The following is a 19,472-nucleotide window of genomic DNA, read 5'->3' as shown; positions in this document are numbered from 1 at the left end:
CCTCCAATACAGCTCACTTCCATCACAAATTCAGGTGTTTTCTACTTGAACTTCATCTTCTTTGTTACACCCTTCTTTAAAAGGATCTTTTTGTATGCCGTCTTCTTTGCTTTTGGGATCTTGATCGTTGCTTTTGTATAGATCTTTGAAAATGCTTTAGAGCCAACAGTCGATGCTGTTAACTTTGTTGACTTGATCGTAATGGTCTTCAGATTTGTGCATCCATAAAAAGCATAATTTCCAATCTTGGATACATTTGCACCGATCGTTACTTTTTTCAGCTTCTTTCTGTTTACAAAGGCACGGGATGCGATCGCCGTTACCTGATATGTTTTCTTTCCAATCTTCACAGTCTTAGGAATTGAAAGTGATGTGATGGTATTTGAAGTAACTCCGCCAAAGGCAACCGTCTTTGATGATGTAATCTTATAGATCATCTTATCCTTGATATAGATATCACCCTTCCGGTATCCACTCTTCTGTCCATTATCAAATGACTCTGTCTTGTCGATTTTGAAGGTCTTTACGTTCCTGGCTTTTGTCTGTACCTTGGATAACTGATATGGATTGATCTCGACAAATACGGGTGAATCGTTATTGGTTACATACCATATAACCGTACCGGATTTGGTTACAACCGGCTCACACATCGCAAGTGCCAGTGGAGAAGAACAGATCTCCGAGGTTTTATTTCCACTTTCATCCAGCAGCACCATCTTCGTTGTATAAGTATTCTTCACTGTATTCTTTTCTTCCCATAATAACAGGAACTGTGTTCCCGACAATTTTACAAGCTTTGGATTCATAACCGTGATCTTATCCTTCGCTGTATAGTTCGTGATCCACTTTGCACCTGTCTGCAAATGTGTCTTCGATCCTGCATTCACATAGATATTTCTTACAGAGGTCTTTTCGTTCTTGATGCCTGTTCCGGTCAGAATATAGTTATTGGTTCCAAGTTTCAGATCATTTAATGTATAACCGGTATAGTTATATCCTGTGTCTCCCGGAATCGCAATAACCGTTCCATACATGGACGGATCCTTTACCTGATCTCCGACTTTCGTTGCTGTAAGCGCAATACCCCTTGGATAAGCATCTCCCAGATCTGCACGATAAATGTACTTACCATCTGTTTCAATCTGCTGTGCAAATGAATGGCTGACATAACCCTCTGACAGATTCATAACATCATAATACGAATCTGCCAGCTTCATATTGCTCTCTTTTACAACAAAGGTACAGTTCGCCTGATGATGATATCCGTCGCTGCTTGCAAACATCGTATGACAGGTGTGTATATATAATTTACCTGCTGTTTCTGTCATTGAAAGTCCACCTGCATCAAATGGCATATATGTATTTGCTCCCTTGATCCGGCAGGCTCCGATCCGCTTCCAGTTTTTATCATACTTTACAACACGGATAACTTCCTTTGTCTTGCTCTCCTTTGTATTTGACTGTCCAAATACAAGATAGTTGTATTTCTCACCGCTATAATATCCACCAAATAACGGGAGTTCGCATTTGATCTTTTTCCGGCTCTTTAACCGATAAGAAGAATCATAAACCTCGCGAACTACCGAACCTCTGATATACTCTACACGCTCAAAGGTTCCATCGGATCTTGCATTCAGATAAGCGGTCTGTACATTTCCATATGTATATCCACTGTTTGTACTCAGATGCATGGTTGCTGATGCTGTACCGACTGCTCCTGTAGATTTATAAGTTTTACTGCTCTTTGATAAAGTCGAATCTGTTACCTTGAGCGTGATCGTCTTCTTCACATTGATCGGGTCTGCCTTGATCGTGATCGTTGCCGTTCCCTTTTTCCATGCATTCAGATTTCCGTTTTTATCTACACTTACGATCTTTGGATCTGAACTTTTATAAGTATAGTCCAGAGCAAAGCCACCATTTGTACTGCAGGCGGCTGTTCCTGATGCTCCTACCTTCATACTGGCCGGTGCATTCACACGGAAGGTTGTCGGATATGTCCAGTCAAATGTTTCCAGATAATAATTGTCATCCTTTTTCTCTACTACTACACAGGTGGATTTGTCCATGAAAAATGTATAGACCGGGTACTTTGTCTGTAACCGTATCTTCTCTTTTTGCTTTGCTATGTCGTATTCTGTTAATACCGTCTCATCTGTTTTTACGATCAGAGACGTTGCTGTGCTGTTTAATGCACATCTTGGTCCAATACCTGTAAGGTCAATATATCCATCACCGTAATATGAATCAGCTGTGTAAAACGCCATCTTCAATGCTTTTTTATTTGCAATGTTGATCGGTGATACGGATACACTGCTATCAATCAGGTTAATACTTGTAGAGCTCTGGGTTACATCATTTATATCATACTGATTCGAATCTATCAGTACACAGATGTTCCCATTAAATGTAGACAGAGATACCAGATACCTGTCATTTAACATCCGGATCGGAGCCTTATGTGCAAACCATCCATCCTGGTAGAGATACATCATATTCTCGCCCTTGATCGTGATAGAATTATCGCTGTTTACCTTGCCAGCCTTCAGACTTGCCATGCTGTGATCATATCCCCAATATCTCCAGTTCTCTGATCCTCGGTAATAAAAATTACCATTCGTTTTATCAAAGCCTGCAAATTCATATATCTCACTTCCACATTTGGTCGTACTCAATAATTTTCCTTCGGAATTGAACAGATACAATTTATCTTCATTGGTCGCAATATAATATCTTCCATATGAATCGACTCCAAATGTAGATATAAGATTTGCCCAGTTCGCACCAATATCCAATGTTTCAAATGCCTGCTTATTTACTGTTCCTGTCTTAAAATTATAATTTGTGATCTCTAAATCACATGTATAATCATAAGAGCCGGATTTTTCGTTCTTCGTATATGATACATCCGTTTTCGCAAAATATATGGCATTATCATCCATATAAGACTCTTCAACCCCTCGTTCACTTGTATATACCGTCGTATATGTATTCTTGGAAATATTATAGAATACGATCTCGTATGCCCTGTAATTTCCATAAACCTCACCTACTGTATGGACAAAATAAATTCCATTCTTCTCCGGTGAATACACCATATCATTGTAGGAGGTCGTCTCCCCAACCTTATCCGCATTCAGCTTTACCGCCTTTACAGCCGACAACTCCGCTTCTGTCTGGTCTGATTCAGATACTGTCTGTGTCTGCAATACAGCCTTTGCAGAATCTTCCTTTGCCTGTACCATAGCCGGACTTCCGATCAGTTCAACACAAGCGACAATTCCAGCTAATGCCACAGTTAATTTCTTCCATTTTTTCATAGTCACTCGCTCCTTTTCATTTATATGATCTGTCTTCCTCTATTCATCTCCGCAGATATTAAACATATTTTATCATTGCATTTACGCTCTGCACAATCACTAATCTATAGATGTTGTAAAATTTTTTCTTTCTTTCCATATCGCGGCAGCAAAAAAAACAGGCAGCCACCAGATCTTCGCAGATATGCATTCACTCTTTATCATGCATATCCAGACTGATAACCGCCTGTTTTTATTAATTTGTATTTAGTTAATATCTTTCAGGAAGAACATATTTCTCCTGATAATCGATCATCTCTTTGTAGATTCTCTCGCAGTTATTGTGATCTCTGTAGTAGAAGAAGTCATCGGCGCGTTTTACATATTCCGGCTTCATCTTACAATCATTCTGCATATACTCGATCAAGGTATCGATCAGTTCATCGTTGTCATGACAGATCTCCCCGAATGCCATTGTATCATAATGGAAGGTACCCTCCTCATAATGCTGTGGTATATCTTTGTGATGGAGATATACCAATGGCTTTCTCATATAAGCAAAGTCAAACTGGATACCAGAGAAATCCGTTACCATCAGACTGGATTCACAGAACATATCTTCATAGCTCATATCTCCAACTGCCGGAACGATATCTACAAAATCATTCTTATCAAAATCATCCACCTGTGAGCTTACGATCGGATGCAGAACATATTTGATCCGGTATCCATATTTCTCTGCCGCATCGATCAGACGCTTGTCATTAATAAGTGCATTGAATACCTTGAAATATTCTGATTCCTTAAACAGCGGATTGTAATCACGCTGTTCGCTCTCACTGGTACGAACCGGCATCGCTGCCTGCATTCTCCAGGTCGGACTGATCATAATCTGCTTCTTCGCCCGATCCTTCAATCCATCATAACGAGGAACGCCTGTCAGCTTCAATGCATCATAGCCGACATAATCATATACCGGACGAGACAGATTCTCGATCTCATACTTAGATGCGCAGAAGTAAAGTCTGAGATTATCCCGCAGACGATTCTGGGCGATCGCAATCTTCTGAATCGACATACCATGCTGAACACAGCAGACATGGAAATGCGGAAGGTCACGGATAAATGCCGAATTCTTCAGCTTGTAACCATTAAACGCATACACGGTCGAATTCGATATAACCATCATATCTGCATATAAGAATACCAGTCTGTGTTTTAAGGAATCACGCACCAATGGCTTGTAGCCCTCTTTCTTCAGACGCTTATAATCCGTACTCTTCTTATCAACCAGATAGTAATGCTTGATATCCTTGCTGTTTTGTGCACTGGCATATTTATACAGGTACTCGGATGAATCTCCGCCCTTGTAAATCTTATCAATATACATCCAGATCGGCTTTCTGGTCATGAATGGACGACAGATAAAGTACAGCATTCTGAATATCGCATACTTTCTTGTCCAGTTATTCTTCTTAAACATATCCTTCAGTAACTTAAGCTCTTTTACAAATTTCTGTGACTTGCTCACCTTACGGATGACCATACTTCTCCGCTCAGATGTCATCATATACTCTCTGTTATCTCCAAAAAACCAGTGGCTGTTTGCAAACGCTCCGCATACCCGACTGAAATGGGATGGGAAACTAAGGGTGATCGTCTCGATCTGCGTTCCGAATTTCGCCTCACAGGATATTGCTGTTTCATTTTTCTTTGCAACCGGAATACTCAGATGGAACGAATGTCTCTTACAGATCGCTGCTCCAAATGCCTTTGTCAGACCATATCGTCCGTTATATTCGATCTTATATTTGACATTGTTATATTTGAAATAAATCTCGTCCGCCATGGAATACAGGATTGGATGAACCGTTCCATCGATCTCCAGCTTACCATCTCTGTAATTGATGAACAGGATGTTAGTGCTTAAGCTCATAACTGAATTAAACAGGGTATCCCCGATTCCATAATAGATCTTTCCTGCAAGGAAAAATCGCTGAAACTTATAATCCTGTCCATTTCGTAAGATACCATACACCCATTTCATCGTATCACCTGTGATACAGGCCGCTATCTTATTCCGGTTCAGCATGATACTCTCTTCAATCAATCCAAGTGCCTTACCTATCAGTTCCAGATATTCCTCGCCATGGCCTTCCTCGATCACATGCTTGTTCCGATTGTCCATGTTGCCTTCAAATCTGGCATGTATGGAATACATGAAATTATACTGGATAAATACCGGTATCCTTCCATATTTTTCTTTCATTTCTGTTAAGAACGGCATCCAGAATTCTGTAATAGAATCAAAATACCACTCCTGCATATACAATCCACGATAAAATGTAATATCATGTTCCTCATATTCGTATGCTGTATATTCCACACCCGGAAGATATACAACCTTCATTTCTTCTGTCATCAAACGAAGGAAGAAATCACGTTCTATTTCCAATCCCAGTGATGTATTGACATTATGTTGTTTTAAAATATCCGTTTTTAAAATTGTTCCTGCAAAAGTAAATGGATAACAGTCGTATTTATTCTTCAAATCGATCACATAAAATGCTTTTAATTCCTTTTTACTGTCTGTGACTTTTAAGAAATTACGAAATGCACCTTTCGTTGCATTTGCAAATGTTTTTGCGACCATATATACATGATGTCCCGGGCAGATTGTAATTCCATTTGTAAGGATCTCTGCCAGATTCTCTGAGATCACATCTCCGGCTTCTATAAATGCACAGTAATCTCCCTCTGCTTTCTCTGCCATCTGATGATATGCTTCTGCCGGTGCAGTATATGCGGTATCGTCAATTGTTACCGTAAATGCAGGATTACCGATCCTGGTGATCACATTATTATACCAGTCTTTATCTGCTGTTACCTGACTGGTATTCAGCACAAACTGAACCGAATACTCTGCCATCTGCGCATCCGAAACTACAGTCTCTGATTTCTTTTCTTCTTTTTCTTTCTCAGTCTCAGCATGCTTCTTCTTTTCACCCATGCTGATCTTTTCCTGAGAAATATCATCCGCCGACAGATCACTGTCGCCAATATCAGTACTACTTCCTTCTGCAGATGCCATACTGCCTTCCCCTGCTGCATTTGCAAATTCTTCACCGATCCGGACTTTATTATTCTTACCAAGCCCATATGCCGCCATCTTTTCAAATACTTCAATGGTCGCCTTGTTTAATTCTTCGTCGTCCGTTAAACAACACAAAATGGATAATTTCATCGTCCATCTCCCTCACAACTACTTTACTTTCTTCTATATAGTATCATTCATTTCTAGCATTTTACATACAGAGATTATTTTACCTAACTTTCTTCTATAACGCAAGTAATTGTTTTAATCTTGTATTCATTATTTTCTTGATTTCATTTATGATCTGTGCTATAAAGTAAACAGTGTTTACAATTTTAAACAGACAAGGAGTGAGAACAATTCGAGAAAGTACAAAAGCAACAAAAGAAGCCATCCTTGCAAGTGCCAGAGATATCTTTTTAGAATATGGATATCAGGAAGCCTCCATGCGCAGGATCGCAGCCAAAGCCGGAATCACCCCCGGAGCGATCTATAAACACTTTTCCGGCAAAGAAGATATGTTTGAAGAAATCTTTGCGGAAAGCGGAAATAAGCTTATGCTGCTTTCCGAATCTATGTTGCATGCAGATTTTACTTCCATGACAGATGATCAGTTACTTCAGGTCTTATATTCCGGGATATCCATCCGCACCTTTGAGCTGTTAGAGGATGACATGCAGTTATTTCACATGCTCTTAAAAAATGACTCCGGTACATACCTGAGCCGTTTTCGTAAAATCTACATTGAACAATGCACCGGATTTGCAATGCAGTATTATTCCGAATTATACAAACGAGGACTTGCATCAAATCAATTATCAGAAAAAACAGTCTATATTCTCTCATCCTCTGAGTTCTCGATGGTCTGTGAAATAATCGCAGATGATTCCTGCAAAAACGGGATCACACCTGAGTGCAAACAGGCATTTTTAGAAGCAATGAGCATTCTGCTTCATGGACTGGAAGCAGCACTTGGAATAAAAAAACAGGAGGAACCAAAACATGGAAAAAATTAAGATTGAAAAAGGAACCGTACAGGAAACATTATTAATTCCTCTATATGGAAGAAAATATGCCAGATCATCGAACTGGAATTTGACTAGTATGGAGGCAGTTTAAAATGGAATATGGATTTACACAGAAATTATTTGGATATTTTTATCACAGCTCCTGTATGAAGCAGGCAGCAAAACAGAAATTGAATATTAATAAAAAAGCAATAAAGCAGGAATATGTATCGATTATGAAAAATGCGAAGGACATTGGCAAATCCAGACTTATGAGTTCCTATTGCATGGGAGCATATTTTATCGCCTTAAACCGTAAAACCCCACTGTCACCGGAAGCCTGCTATGAACTGTACAAGGACGGCTTATCTTCCAACAAGCTGTTTCATATAGCGGTTGGAAATGCCAACAGCTATCTTGATAAAAAGAAGATGCCGGGCAGACTAAAATGGTCAGCAGATTCTCATTTGCGCCGATATGAAAATGACTGGGTCGTTGATATCATTGAGGGAACTCCTCAAGATGATTTTGAACTTGGCTACGACTATCATACCTGCGGTATCTGTAATCTCTGTCGGGATGAAGGATGCTTTGAACTGGCGAAATATCTCTGTCGGATGGACTATGTTCTCGCGGATATGATGCAAATGAAGCTCACCCGGACGAAGACGATCGCTGAGGGTGCAGATCTTTGTGATTTCCGATATGGACGGAAATGATCTTATACGACCGGCAGCATTCAAATATGAAAAATTAATACACTCCGAAAGAACACAAAAACTGCCGCCAGTTGAATGACTGGCGGCAGTTTTTGCTCTTCCTTATACTTACACTCTACTTTTTTCTGTAAGCGCTGCACATCTAATACCAGATTATTTAATCTTGACTGCTTTTACAGCACTCCATTTTCCATACACCCGGTTTCCGGTAGAATCCTTCTTAAATGCACGAACCTTAACGTAGTATTTCTTTTTAGATTTTAATCCGGTTAATGTCTTGGTTAATGTCTTGGTTAATTTCTTTGTTACTTTTTTCTTTGCTCCACTCATGTTTTTCTTAGTAGAATAACAAATCTGATATCCATATGCATTCTTGACTCTTTTTATCGTTACTTTTGCTTTTTTCTTTGATGTACTCTTAACGCCAGGTTTCTTTGCCTTCGCTACTTTAACCTTTGTCCAATGTGCATATAATGTAATATTCTTATTTGCAACCTTACTCTGTCTGGATACTTTAACACCACCGGCAGGGCTTGTATACCAACCTGCAAATGTATATCCCTTTCTGGCCGAAGCAGGCAATGTACCATAATATTTACTAGGAATAGCCGACATGCTCTGCTGTTTACATGTACCACCATTTGCTGCGAAGAAAACCTTGATCGGTCTGACTTCAAATTTATAATAACCATCATAAGAAGCTGTTTTATTGGTGTCACTTACAAATTTTGCTGCAGTTGAGGCAGCATTTCCTTTTAATGTAGTTCCTTTTCCAAATGCGTATCTGGAAAGAACAACATTATCATCTAACACATCAACATATGCATTTTCTGCCAAAAAAGCATTTGCCTGAATAGCTGATACACCTTTTGAGATCGTGATATTCTTTACTGTATCTCCAAACGCACACTCTTCTATATTAATTGTATTTTCCGGTATCGTCACAGCGGTAATCTTTGTCTTTTCAAACGCACCTTTATTAATATACTGCAGTCCTTTATTCAACCGAACATCATTAAGTCCGGAGCGATAAAATGCATATTCATCAATAACCTGTACATTACCCGGTATATTAATGCTTGTTAACATCTCGCAATTTTCAAATGCATATTTACCAATCGTCTGGACATCTTTACCGATTGTTACAGAATTCAAACTACTACAAGCTCTAAATAAATAGTTTCCGATTGATGTGATCCCATCCCCAATTACAACACAATTAATTCGGTACTGATATGTTTCAAATCCATTCTTATCTTTATCCCCATACCAGAATGAATTGATCCAGTTTTTTCCACTATCTCCCTCATATGTACTTCCGGTACCGGTCAGAGTCAGAGTACCCGTAATATCCAGAACCCCTGTAACATTTGCTCCGCATTTGAACACACATTGAATGTTCGCATTGCCCGCTGCCTTTACTGTCAGCTCGGGAATCATACTGATAACCATTATCCCTACAAGCAATAATGCCGTTAATCGTTTCATCACCTGTTTCATCTGTTATTCCTCTTTTCTTTCTCATTTTTGTCGTTTTTGGTATATGCATGTATATATTTACATGTCAACCTCAGATACTGTTTTATTATAAAAAAGCATAAAAGTCCAGATACAGCATTTCTGCCATATCTGGACTTCTACTAAAATATACATGTTACCTGTCCTGCTTGTGTCTTTAGTCTATAATTGCCTTAATTTCCGATTCGCTCATATCGGTTACATCCATGATCTGTTCTAAGGTGTAGCCTTTCTTATGCATTTTCAGGATAATATCAACTCTTTCTTCCGATCTTCCTTCTAATCTTCCTTCAGACCTTCCAATGACCTTACCTCGTGCTTCGCCTATTTTTTCGCCTTCTGCCCTGCCAGCTGCTTTGCCAGCGGCTTCGCCCTTCGCATATCCCATTTCTTCTACGCCTTCACTCAGATTACACATGATCTTCACCTCGTCTCTGATACCGTGTCTGTCTACTAGTATGTCATACTCTTGTTTCATCAGCTTCAATTTTTGTTCTGCCGTCATTGTCTGCGACAATAGCGTTCCAAGTAAGCGATGCAGTTCATATCTTTCTTCCTTAGGCGGTATCTCCTTTGCCAATCCGATCATCACGATGTTAGGAATATCCAGATTGCCTTTCCAGTCCTGTTCGCCAAGTAAATCATCTTTTACCATATGAATATGACTCAGACTGTTCTCTTTCATATTCATACAGATCCAGATGGAATACACCTGTTTGATCTCGTTGTAATCAGAACCGGTAAATTCCCGCTCTTTCTGGGATGACACCAGTCTTGCCGTATAGAAGATTGCCCGATTTAAGATAAAATACTTTGTCGGTTCATTCTTCTGGGCTTCCAGATTAATGATCATTTTCGCCAGTCCATCCCGCATCCGTACATAGAAGATAATATCAAAATATATCTTTCCCTCATCAATTTCGGAACTTTCTGTATTCAGTCCGACAATCCGTTCACCGGTTCTGGCATCCACCGTTTCTTTGTTCGTTAATCCCGGTTCTACCGGAACCTGGCTGATATACGGTTCACCTTCAATCAATAATGCAACCGTATCTGCATCCATACCTTTAAATTCTTCTACTACCCTGATCAGTATATGCGCCAGTATGATCTTCTGTCCAAGCAGGCGCTTGGCACTGGCATCATACTGTGCTTTCTGATCAGTAGCCTTGGAGGAATATACAATTTCGTTATCCATATTTCATCTCCTTTCCCGATAAAACAGAATAACATGCATATTTTAGCTTTGTATATTGCCTCCATCTCTCCAAGTTTGATTGTAACGGATATCAGAAAGGAAAACAAGTTTATAATTATTTACCGTAAAATCTTACAATTGATCAGACCGATACCACATACGGTTATTCCAACTGCGATCACTACATCTTTGTTATCTCCAACAATGTTCACATACTTTGCTTTGCCCGGACGATAAATGATCTCCACCGGATCATTCTGGTTTAACTTTTTGTTTCCGCCATTTGCAGCTCGTAATTTCATATCCTGTCCATTATACTGAAACCGCACAACCGGAAAATCAACACCATTTTCATTGACAAAGTCAGTAATCGTTCCCGGAAGCTTTTTCCCCTGCCGGTCAACGATGACCTTGATCAAACACAGGATACCTCCAATAAATTCTCTGTTACACGCAAAGAATTCATTTCTTTCATATTATCGTGCGAACAAAAGAGGTACAAGTTGAAAATGTTTATTTCTTATAGAAGTTATATCCATCTATCTAATATTACAAATGCGTTAATACATATTCCCCAAATTCAGGTAATGAAAAGAAAACATACCCATGTTCCTTGCAATCAATAATACCCCTTTTCTTTAACCTGTCTCGATACGGATTAAACTCATTTGTTTTCAACGAAAGCTTATCTCGTATCTCCTTTATTTACCAGATTCTGTTTTTGCAATACCATAACAGATCTTCCTGTCTCTGCTCTATTTCTACAAGTCAATATGACTCGAAAAAATGGCATAAACATTATAAAAAAAAGAGTCGTCAATATACCAAAAGAAATTAATAAAAATATTCTGCAAATATGCAAGTTATTACATCCAGACATGCTGTTTGTTACATCAACCGTTTTTTCGTTTCTTTTTCTGCTATGGTTATGTTGTCGACAAAACAGGCGCCGGATATTACGAGGAATTAAATTTATGTACAATGAAAATGAAAAAAGAAACATTGCTGTCTCACAGAAAGGCAATGCTATACAGCCTGCCGCATTAAACATCCATCAGCTTTTCCCATCCCGAACCAAAGATGAATGTCTATTAGAATTAAAGAAGAATCCATCCGTTTACCGGACATATCTGAACTGGCCTGACAAATGGAAATCAAACTTTCTGGAATTCATGGAAGGTAAGAAAAGCCTGCCATTGACCTATGATCCATTTTTCAAAAAACTGTTCAACCCAGATATATACCCGGAACGGTTATCACGACTGATCAGCAGTATCATCGGCACAAAAGTAACCGTAAAATGTATCCTGTCAAATGAGGACAGCATGCTGCCATCAACTTCTCTCCTGCTTCTGGATATCATTGTTCAGTTAGAAGATGGTTCGATTGCAAATGTGGAGATCCAGAAGATCCCATACACCTTTCCCGGTGAGCGGATGTCCTGCTACTCTGCTGATCTTTTGCTCCGCCAGTACACCAGAGTAAAAGGGGAAAAGGGAAGTACATTCACCTATCAGGATCTGAAAACCGTTTATACGATCGTGATGTTTGAAAACAGTCCAAAAGAATGTAAAGATCCCGAATTATCCGATATCTATCTGCATCATGGAAAGGCTGCATTTGATACCGGGATCAACTTCCATCTTCTGCAGGAATACTATGTCGTTGCACTTGACGTCTTCCAAAAAAGTAAGTATTCTAAAGATATCAACGAACTTAACGCATGGTTATCCCTGTTAACGGCAACTACCCTGGATGACCTTGTAGCACTGATATCCGACTATCCGTGGATGGAAGCCATCTGCATGGATATGTCAGAATATCTGTATCACCCGGAGGAGGTTGTTACCATGTTTTCTGAAGCATTACGAAAATTGGATGAAAATACCGTCAACTACATGATCGATGAACTGAAAAAAGAACGGGACGAAGCAGTCACTGCTCTAGCCGAAAGAGATGCTACAGTATCTGAAATGAATGCTACCTTATCTGAAAAAAATGCTGAGATTGCAAAATTAAAGGCGCAACTTGCCGAGCGAAACAAATAAAATCTTATTTTCTAATATAACAACAAGCAGAAAACTCCTGATATTATACTTGTTATGTAGCAAACCTATCCGAGTGCCGGTTCTTAGGCAGCGTCCCTTGCTGCCTTACGTACCGTTGCACCGAGGATAGAGTGCAAGCGTTTTGCGTAATAACAATGTATAATATCAGGAGTTTTCGTTCGTCTGCATCACTCAAATTGATGCTCTTTATAGTGATGGGCTTCCTCCAGCATCATATCCTTGACCTTCATGAGCCGCACCTGCGTGCTTCGCTCATTCTCATCAAGCTTCATACTGATATATCGGATGCCCTCCTTTGTCTCAGGAATGATAACATGCTCCAGCGCATTTACACGTCGTCTGGTCTTTTCGATCTCCGATGCCAAAAGCTGACAGGATTTCTCAATCTCCGCCAGTTTCAGCATATCCGGAAGGATGTCAGCAAGTGACTTTACTGCATCATCCAGATCACCGGAGGTAAATGCAAAACCGTAAGAATAGATATCATTCTCATCCGCACTTTTTGTTGTATATTCAAATACCGGAATATCTACACTCATAACATTTCGATCCTTGCAGGTAAGCTGGACTTCCTGTTTCGGTGCCATCAGTGCTGTATGAAGGATCTGTTCAGACATGCCGGCTTTTGCTATGACAAAATTCGTATTAGCGGCTTTGATGCCGGCCTCAACCTTCTCACGAAGTGCCATATTCTCTCTTGCCATATCAAGGAACTGCCGCATCAGCTCATCTCGTTTATCTTTTAACAGCTTATGGCCTCTGGTTGCCGTAACAAGCTTCTTCTTTAAACGGGTCAGTTCCATTCTGGTAGGATTTACCTGTGTAGCTGCCATTTTTGCCTCCTTATAAAGGGTTTATAGACTGTGAAGCGCTTCACCTCGCCTGACGGCTCGGTGGGTTCTGTCGAACCATGCTCGCATCCTTGCAAATCGTCTGCTATAAGCAAGCTCAAGCATCCCATTTGCAAGTCTACTCACGCGCTTCTCGTTACTTTCCATAGTATTGATCTAACCACTTGTCATCGATACGTTTCAGTTCTACACGAGGCAGGATCGATAACAGCTTCCAGCCGATGTTTAATGTCTCTTCGATACTTCTGTCTGTCTCATACCCCTGAGATACATATTCCTTTTCAAATGCTTCTGCAAACTTTGCATATAAAATATCGATATCCGACAATGCAGATTCACCAAGGATCGTCATAAGCTCCTTTGCATCCTTACCACGGGAATATGCAGCAAATAACTGGTTCATAGTGCTGGAATGATCTCCTCTTGTCTTTCCTTCACCAGTACCCTTATCCTTCAGACGTGACAGAGATGGAAGTACATCGATTGGTGGTGTTACACCCTTTCTGTAAAGCTCACGACTTAAGATGATCTGTCCCTCTGTGATATATCCTGTTAAGTCAGGGATTGGATGTGTCTTATCATCCTCTGGCATGGTAAGGATCGGGATCATTGTGATACTACCATTCTTGCCACGCTGTCTTCCTGCTCTTTCATATAATGTTGCAAGGTCTGTATACATGTATCCGGGATATCCACGACGACCCGGAACCTCTTTTCGGGCTGCGGATACTTCTCGTAATGCATCTGCATAGTTTGTGATATCCGTCAGAATAACCAGTACGTGCATGTTCTTTTCAAATGCAAGATATTCCGCAGCGGTCAGTGCCATACGAGGTGTAGCGATACGCTCAACCGCAGGGTCATTTGCAAGGTTGATAAACAGTACGGTTCTGTCGATCGCGCCTGTCTCCTTGAAGCTCTCCGTGAAGAAGTTTGCTTCTTCGAAGGTGATACCCATAGCAGCAAATACTACGGCGAATGGTTCATCTGTTCCACGCACCTTAGCCTGTCTTGCGATCTGGGCTGCTAACTTCGAATGTGGAAGTCCCGATGCTGAGAAGATCGGCAGCTTCTGTCCTCTTACCAGTGTATTTAATCCATCAATAGCAGAGATACCTGTCTGGATAAATTCCGATGGATAATTTCTTGCTGCCGGATTCATTGGCAGACCGTTGATATCTCTTCTCTCCTCCGGAAGGATATCCGGTCCTTTATCGATCGGTCTTCCCAGTCCGTCAAATACACGACCAAGCATATCTTCTGATACGCCAAGTTCCATACTTCGTCCAAGGAATCTTACTTTGCTGTTTGAAAGGTTGATACCTGTTGAATTCTCAAATAACTGTACCAGTGCATCTTCACCATTGATCTCAAGAACCTTGCATCTTCTGACTTCGCCACTTGCAAGCTCGATTTCACCAAGTTCATCATAGGTAACATTTTCTACACCATGTACCAGCATCAGAGGTCCTGCAACTTCCTGTATGGTTCTATATTCTTTTGGCATATGCTTAGTCCTCCTTTGCTATGGCTGCTTCCAGTTCCTGATGAAGTGCCTTTATGATCTTGTCATATTCTGCTTCCACATCTTCCGGATGTGTATATTTGAAACGTCCGATCTTCTCACGAACCTCCATATTCAGAATATTCTTTATAGTTGCACCACTCTTCAAGGCCTCTGATGATTCCTCATAGAATGCCAGCACAAGTTCCATCATGCGGAACTGCTTATCCAGTGGTGTGTAGGTGTCGATCTCATGGAATGAGTTCTGATGCAGGAAGTCCTCACGGATAGATCTGGCGGCTTCCATCTTCAGACGGTCGCCTGCAGATAAGGCATCCATACCAACCATCTTAACGATCTCATCCAGCTCTGCTTCTTCCTGTAATAATGTCATAAGCTTCTGACGATCTTCCATCCAGTGCTCATTGACATTTTCCTCAAACCATTTTCCCATGTTATCTACATACAGCGAATAACTGGTCAGCCAGTTGATCGCCGGGAAATGTCTCTTATAAGCCAGTGCCGAATCCAGTCCCCAGAATACCTTAACGATACGAAGGGTTGCCTGCGATACCGGCTCTGAAATATCACCACCGGGAGGTGATACGGCTCCGATTACGGATAAGGCTCCGGTTCTTCCTTCCGAACCAAGTGTCTTAACCATACCGGCACGCTCATAGAACTGTGCCAGACGGCTTCCTAGATATGCAGGATAACCTTCCTCACCGGGCATCTCCTGTAAACGTCCTGACATTTCTCGAAGTGCTTCTGCCCATCTGGAAGTAGAGTCAGCCATCAGCGCAACGGAATATCCCATATCACGGAAATATTCTGCGATCGTAATACCGGTGTAAATAGAAGCCTCTCTGGCTGCAACCGGCATATCCGATGTATTTGCGATCAGAACGGTTCTCTCCATCAGGGAGTATCCTGTCTTCGGATCCTTCAGTTCAGGGAACTCGTTTAATACATCTGTCATCTCGTTTCCACGTTCACCACATCCGATGTATACAACGATATCGGCTTCTGCCCATTTTGCAAGCTGATGCTGGATAACAGTCTTTCCACTACCGAATGGTCCGGGAACTGCTGCTACACCACCCTTTGCGATCGGGAAGAATGCATCGACAACTCGCTGTCCTGTGATAAGCGGCATAACCGGCGGAATCTTCTCTGCATAAGGACGGCCCTTACGAACCGGCCATTTCTGCATCAGTGTCAGTTCCTTATCACCCTTTGCTGTCTCAATCACACATACAGTCTCTTCTACTGTGAAATCTCCGCTCTTGATCTCTTTTACAGTTCCTTCTATACCATATGGAACCATGATCTTCTGAGTTACGACAACTGTCTCCTGTACGGTTCCGATCACATCTCCGGTCTCTACCTTGTCCCCTGCCTTAACGCATGGAACAAATGGCCATTTGATGTCTCTCTTTAATGATGGAACTTCAACGCCTCGCTGCAAATTATTTCCACAGATTTTCATGATATCATCCAGAGGTCTCTGGATACCGTCATAGATACTGCTGATCAGTCCGGGTCCAAGTTCTACGGACAGCGGCATTCCGGTTGACTCTACCGGTGCACCCGGTCCAAGTCCTGATGTCTCTTCGTAAACCTGAACAGATGCCTGATCTCCATGCATCTCTATGATCTCGCCGATCAGTCGGCTCTCACTTACTCTGACAACGTCATACATATTCGCGTCACGCATTCCCTCTGCGATAACAAGAGGTCCTGCAACTTTTTTTATCTTACCTGTTGCCACGTTTTCTGGTCACGCTCCTTCCTAGTTTCCACTGAACAGAATGTCCGAACCGACTGCCTGTTCTACGGATTTCTTTACTCCATTTATACCTGCAGATGTATTACCGGAAACTCCTGGGATCAGGATGATCGCTGGAAGCATCTGCGTCTTATATCTCTCTATCTCTTTCTTGATCTGCTCTGCCATGCTCTCTGTTACATAGATAACGGCATATCCACTTTCTGCCAGTCTTCTGAGCTGTGTACTGCCCTGTTCTGCATCGGATACCGGGAAGGTCTCAAGTCCCAGAGTCGCAAAGCCATAGATGCTGTCATATTCACCTAATACTGCAATTCTATACATACATTTCCCTTACCCTTTCCCTGATTGCATCATCCGGCAGATGATTTAACTTTCCGGTCAGGATGATCCTGACTGTCTTAATCTCATTCTGCCTTGCAAGTACATAAGCAACAAGTGGTCCGATCGTAAATGAATTATATTTCTGCGGCCGGATCGCCTCTATGATCCGGTTATCGCACCAGCGTTCAAATGCGGATGAACTGTCTGATAATGCCGCAGCTCCACCGGAATACGGTGTTTCTTCCAGATATTTGATCACATCCGGCATACCGGAAAGTGCTGCCCGCATCAGCCGTTCCACATTGAGCGTCTGACATTCCTCCATCGCACGTCTCATAAAATCCAGTCCTTTTTCTGTCTTTACAGAACGGACTGCGATCTTGATATTTGCAACTGCCACAACTGTCTCTGCATATTCTTTTAATAATGCATCTCCATTCTTCTCCGCTGCCGCAAGCATTGCCCGCATGGCTGCCCGGTCAATGATAACATCACACATCTGACCATCTCCGGTATGCACCAGACACTCATATGCCTCTAATGCGCATTCCCGCATAGATTCCGGTAATGACCGGAAATCTTTATCTTTAATGATCTCGACTAATGCTTCACCCGAAACAGATGCATTGTCATAAAATATATTTGCCTGAACTTCTCCGTCTACAACGGTTTTGATCGCTGCCTTCAGATTATGGAAACTATCCTGGATCAACAATACGTCAAATACTGTCTGATCGGATACCATCTCCTTGACCAGTGTCCATGTTCTTTCCAGTTCCCTGTTCAAAATGGTCTCTGCATCCTGCACTCCGGCTTCTGTATCACCCCAGCCTTTTTCACCTAAGAACTGAAGGCAGTCCGCATATGTTTTCTGGGCAATCAACTGCTCGATCACAGCCTGTGAAAACAGGGACATCTCAAGTGCCCGGATCCTGGCAACAGCATATATATATTTGTCTGCCATTTTTCTACCTCCCTTATGTGAATAACAGGGAATTTAATTTGTCTGCCATTTCTTCTTTCTGCGCATGGAACATGGCAGCTAATGAACAATTCTCCTCGATACCGCCATAGATCAGGATAAATCCTCCGTCTATATCGCTGGCTTTATCTGCAAGCGTTAATTCTCCTCCATGTGCTTTTGCTATCTCTGATACCCGTTTTGCAAATCCTGCCGGAAGCCGCTCCATATCTTTGGCTGAGAAGCTGATCTGTCCACTCTTCGGCTGTACTGCATTTCCGATCATACGCTCCATCATATGAAAATATCTGTCAACTTCCATATCGATCATTCCGTTATAGGCTTTACCTATCACTTCATTGATGATCTCCTGCTTTGCCTTTAAGACTGTCTGGCGTTTCTTCAGGTCGGCAGAGGATTTTGCCCTTGCCATTCCGTCCGCTTTTACATGGCTGACCTTTTCAGCCGAACCCGCCTTGATCTTATCTGCTTCCACCTTTGCATCTTCTATAATCTGATCTGCCTTTTTCTGTGCATCTTCAAGGATCATATCGGATTGAGTGTTTGCTTCTTCCAGAATCTGTTCAACGATCTTCTCTAATCCTGTCATACAAATCCTCCTGTACTACTTGTTCAATCATGTTTCAAATCAACGCCTGTTTTATACCGGTACACCGTTAATTGCAAGAATTGATACGAGCAGAGCAAGGATCGCATATGTCTCTACCATTGCAGGGAAAAGCATTGCTTTACCGAACTGATCCGGCTTCTTTGCTACGATACCAACTGCTGATACAGCGGTTTTGCCCTGATGCATAGCGGATACAAGACCAACTAATGCGATTGGAAGACATGCTGCAAGGATCAGTAATCCGGTCGCTGTTGAAAGTTCTGCAGGAGCACCATTTAAAATACCGATCTTTGATAAAGCGATGAATCCTACCAGCAGTCCATAGATACCCTGTGTACCGGGAAGAAGCTGGATGATAAGAACCTTTGCGAATTTGCTTGGATCTTCACTTACTACACCTGATGCAGCCTGACCTGCGATACCTACACCGTAAGCAGATCCCATACCTGCCAAAATAACTGCTAATGCAGCTCCTGTTAAAGCTAAAACTGTACCCATTGTCATATTG

At 41.5% G+C, this 19,472-nt stretch carries 15 protein-coding genes; 3 read left to right on the top strand and 12 right to left on the bottom strand.

All coding sequences use genetic code 11. From position 1 onward, the window contains the following. Positions 1 to 41 precede the first annotated feature (41 nt). Positions 42 to 3,320, bottom strand: coding sequence for a leucine-rich repeat protein (locus tag DWW85_RS01160; protein WP_117807220.1), 3,279 nt, complete (start codon positions 3,318 to 3,320; stop codon positions 42 to 44). A gap of 250 nt (positions 3,321 to 3,570) precedes the next feature. After that, entirely contained in the window at positions 3,571 to 6,543 is a 2,973-nt protein-coding gene (locus DWW85_RS01155; protein WP_117807219.1) for a CDP-glycerol glycerophosphotransferase family protein, read from the bottom strand. Between the two features lie 200 nt (positions 6,544 to 6,743). On the opposite strand from DWW85_RS01155, the gene DWW85_RS01150 reads away from it, so the two are divergent. Both DWW85_RS01150 and DWW85_RS01145 read left to right on the top strand, forming a co-directional pair. Next, positions 6,744 to 7,409, top strand: coding sequence for a TetR/AcrR family transcriptional regulator (locus DWW85_RS01150; RefSeq protein WP_117807218.1), 666 nt, complete (start codon positions 6,744 to 6,746; stop codon positions 7,407 to 7,409). A gap of 104 nt (positions 7,410 to 7,513) precedes the next feature. Then, positions 7,514 to 8,119, top strand: a complete 606-nt coding sequence (locus DWW85_RS01145) for an L-2-amino-thiazoline-4-carboxylic acid hydrolase (protein ID WP_117807217.1) — start codon at positions 7,514 to 7,516, stop codon at positions 8,117 to 8,119. 153 nt (positions 8,120 to 8,272) lie between these two features. Here DWW85_RS01145 and DWW85_RS01140 read toward each other — a convergent pair whose 3' ends face one another. The 3 genes from DWW85_RS01140 to DWW85_RS01130 form a co-directional block, all read right to left on the bottom strand. Next, a complete protein-coding gene (locus DWW85_RS01140) occupies positions 8,273 to 9,619 on the bottom strand; it encodes a leucine-rich repeat protein (protein ID WP_117807216.1) in 1,347 nt (448 codons plus the stop codon). Between the two features lie 175 nt (positions 9,620 to 9,794). After that, entirely contained in the window at positions 9,795 to 10,835 is a 1,041-nt protein-coding gene (locus DWW85_RS01135; protein WP_117807215.1) for a hypothetical protein, read from the bottom strand. Between the two features lie 119 nt (positions 10,836 to 10,954). Next, on the bottom strand, positions 10,955 to 11,254 hold the full coding sequence (locus DWW85_RS01130; RefSeq protein WP_117807214.1) for a hypothetical protein: 300 nt from the start codon (positions 11,252 to 11,254) through the stop codon (positions 10,955 to 10,957). A 555-nt stretch (positions 11,255 to 11,809) separates the two neighbouring features. Between DWW85_RS01130 and DWW85_RS01125 the strand changes: the two genes are divergently transcribed. Continuing rightward, on the top strand, positions 11,810 to 12,883 hold the full coding sequence (locus tag DWW85_RS01125) for a PD-(D/E)XK nuclease family transposase (protein ID WP_117807213.1): 1,074 nt from the start codon (positions 11,810 to 11,812) through the stop codon (positions 12,881 to 12,883). Positions 12,884 to 13,071: 188 nt separating this feature from the next. On the opposite strand, the gene DWW85_RS01120 is transcribed toward DWW85_RS01125, so the two are convergent. The 7 genes from DWW85_RS01120 to DWW85_RS01090 all read right to left on the bottom strand — a co-directional run bounded on the left by DWW85_RS01120 (position 13,072) and on the right by DWW85_RS01090 (position 19,468). After that, positions 13,072 to 13,737 (bottom strand): V-type ATP synthase subunit D, encoded by a 666-nt coding sequence (locus DWW85_RS01120; RefSeq protein WP_021944903.1) that lies wholly within the window; start codon positions 13,735 to 13,737, stop codon positions 13,072 to 13,074. Positions 13,738 to 13,891: 154 nt separating this feature from the next. Next, positions 13,892 to 15,262, bottom strand: a complete 1,371-nt coding sequence (locus DWW85_RS01115) for a V-type ATP synthase subunit B (RefSeq protein WP_117807212.1) — start codon at positions 15,260 to 15,262, stop codon at positions 13,892 to 13,894. 4 nt (positions 15,263 to 15,266) lie between these two features. Then, on the bottom strand, positions 15,267 to 17,030 hold the full coding sequence (locus tag DWW85_RS01110) for a V-type ATP synthase subunit A (protein WP_117807211.1): 1,764 nt from the start codon (positions 17,028 to 17,030) through the stop codon (positions 15,267 to 15,269). 21 nt (positions 17,031 to 17,051) lie between these two features. Next, positions 17,052 to 17,372 carry a V-type ATP synthase subunit F gene (locus tag DWW85_RS01105; protein WP_021944905.1) on the bottom strand — a complete coding sequence of 107 codons (321 nt, stop codon included), beginning with the start codon at positions 17,370 to 17,372 and terminating at the stop codon, positions 17,052 to 17,054. Then, positions 17,365 to 18,336 (bottom strand): V-type ATPase subunit, encoded by a 972-nt coding sequence (locus DWW85_RS01100; protein ID WP_117807210.1) that lies wholly within the window; start codon positions 18,334 to 18,336, stop codon positions 17,365 to 17,367. Before DWW85_RS01100 ends, DWW85_RS01105 begins: the two co-directional genes overlap by 8 nt. A 13-nt stretch (positions 18,337 to 18,349) precedes the next feature. Beyond that, a complete protein-coding gene (locus tag DWW85_RS01095; RefSeq protein WP_117807209.1) occupies positions 18,350 to 18,943 on the bottom strand; it encodes a V-type ATP synthase subunit E family protein in 594 nt (197 codons plus the stop codon). 51 nt (positions 18,944 to 18,994) lie between these two features. Next, complete coding sequence (locus tag DWW85_RS01090) at positions 18,995 to 19,468, bottom strand: V-type ATP synthase subunit K (RefSeq protein ID WP_008402619.1); 474 nt, start codon at positions 19,466 to 19,468, stop codon at positions 18,995 to 18,997. Positions 19,469 to 19,472 lie beyond the last annotated feature (4 nt).

The sequence above is a fragment of the Clostridium sp. AF17-21AC genome, from assembly GCF_003461365.1.
Taxonomy (GTDB): Bacteria; Bacillota; Clostridia; order Lachnospirales; family Lachnospiraceae; genus Coprococcus; species Coprococcus ammoniilyticus.
The sequence above is the reverse complement of the archived record's forward strand: the minus strand, read 5'-3'. Positions and strand labels throughout refer to the sequence as shown.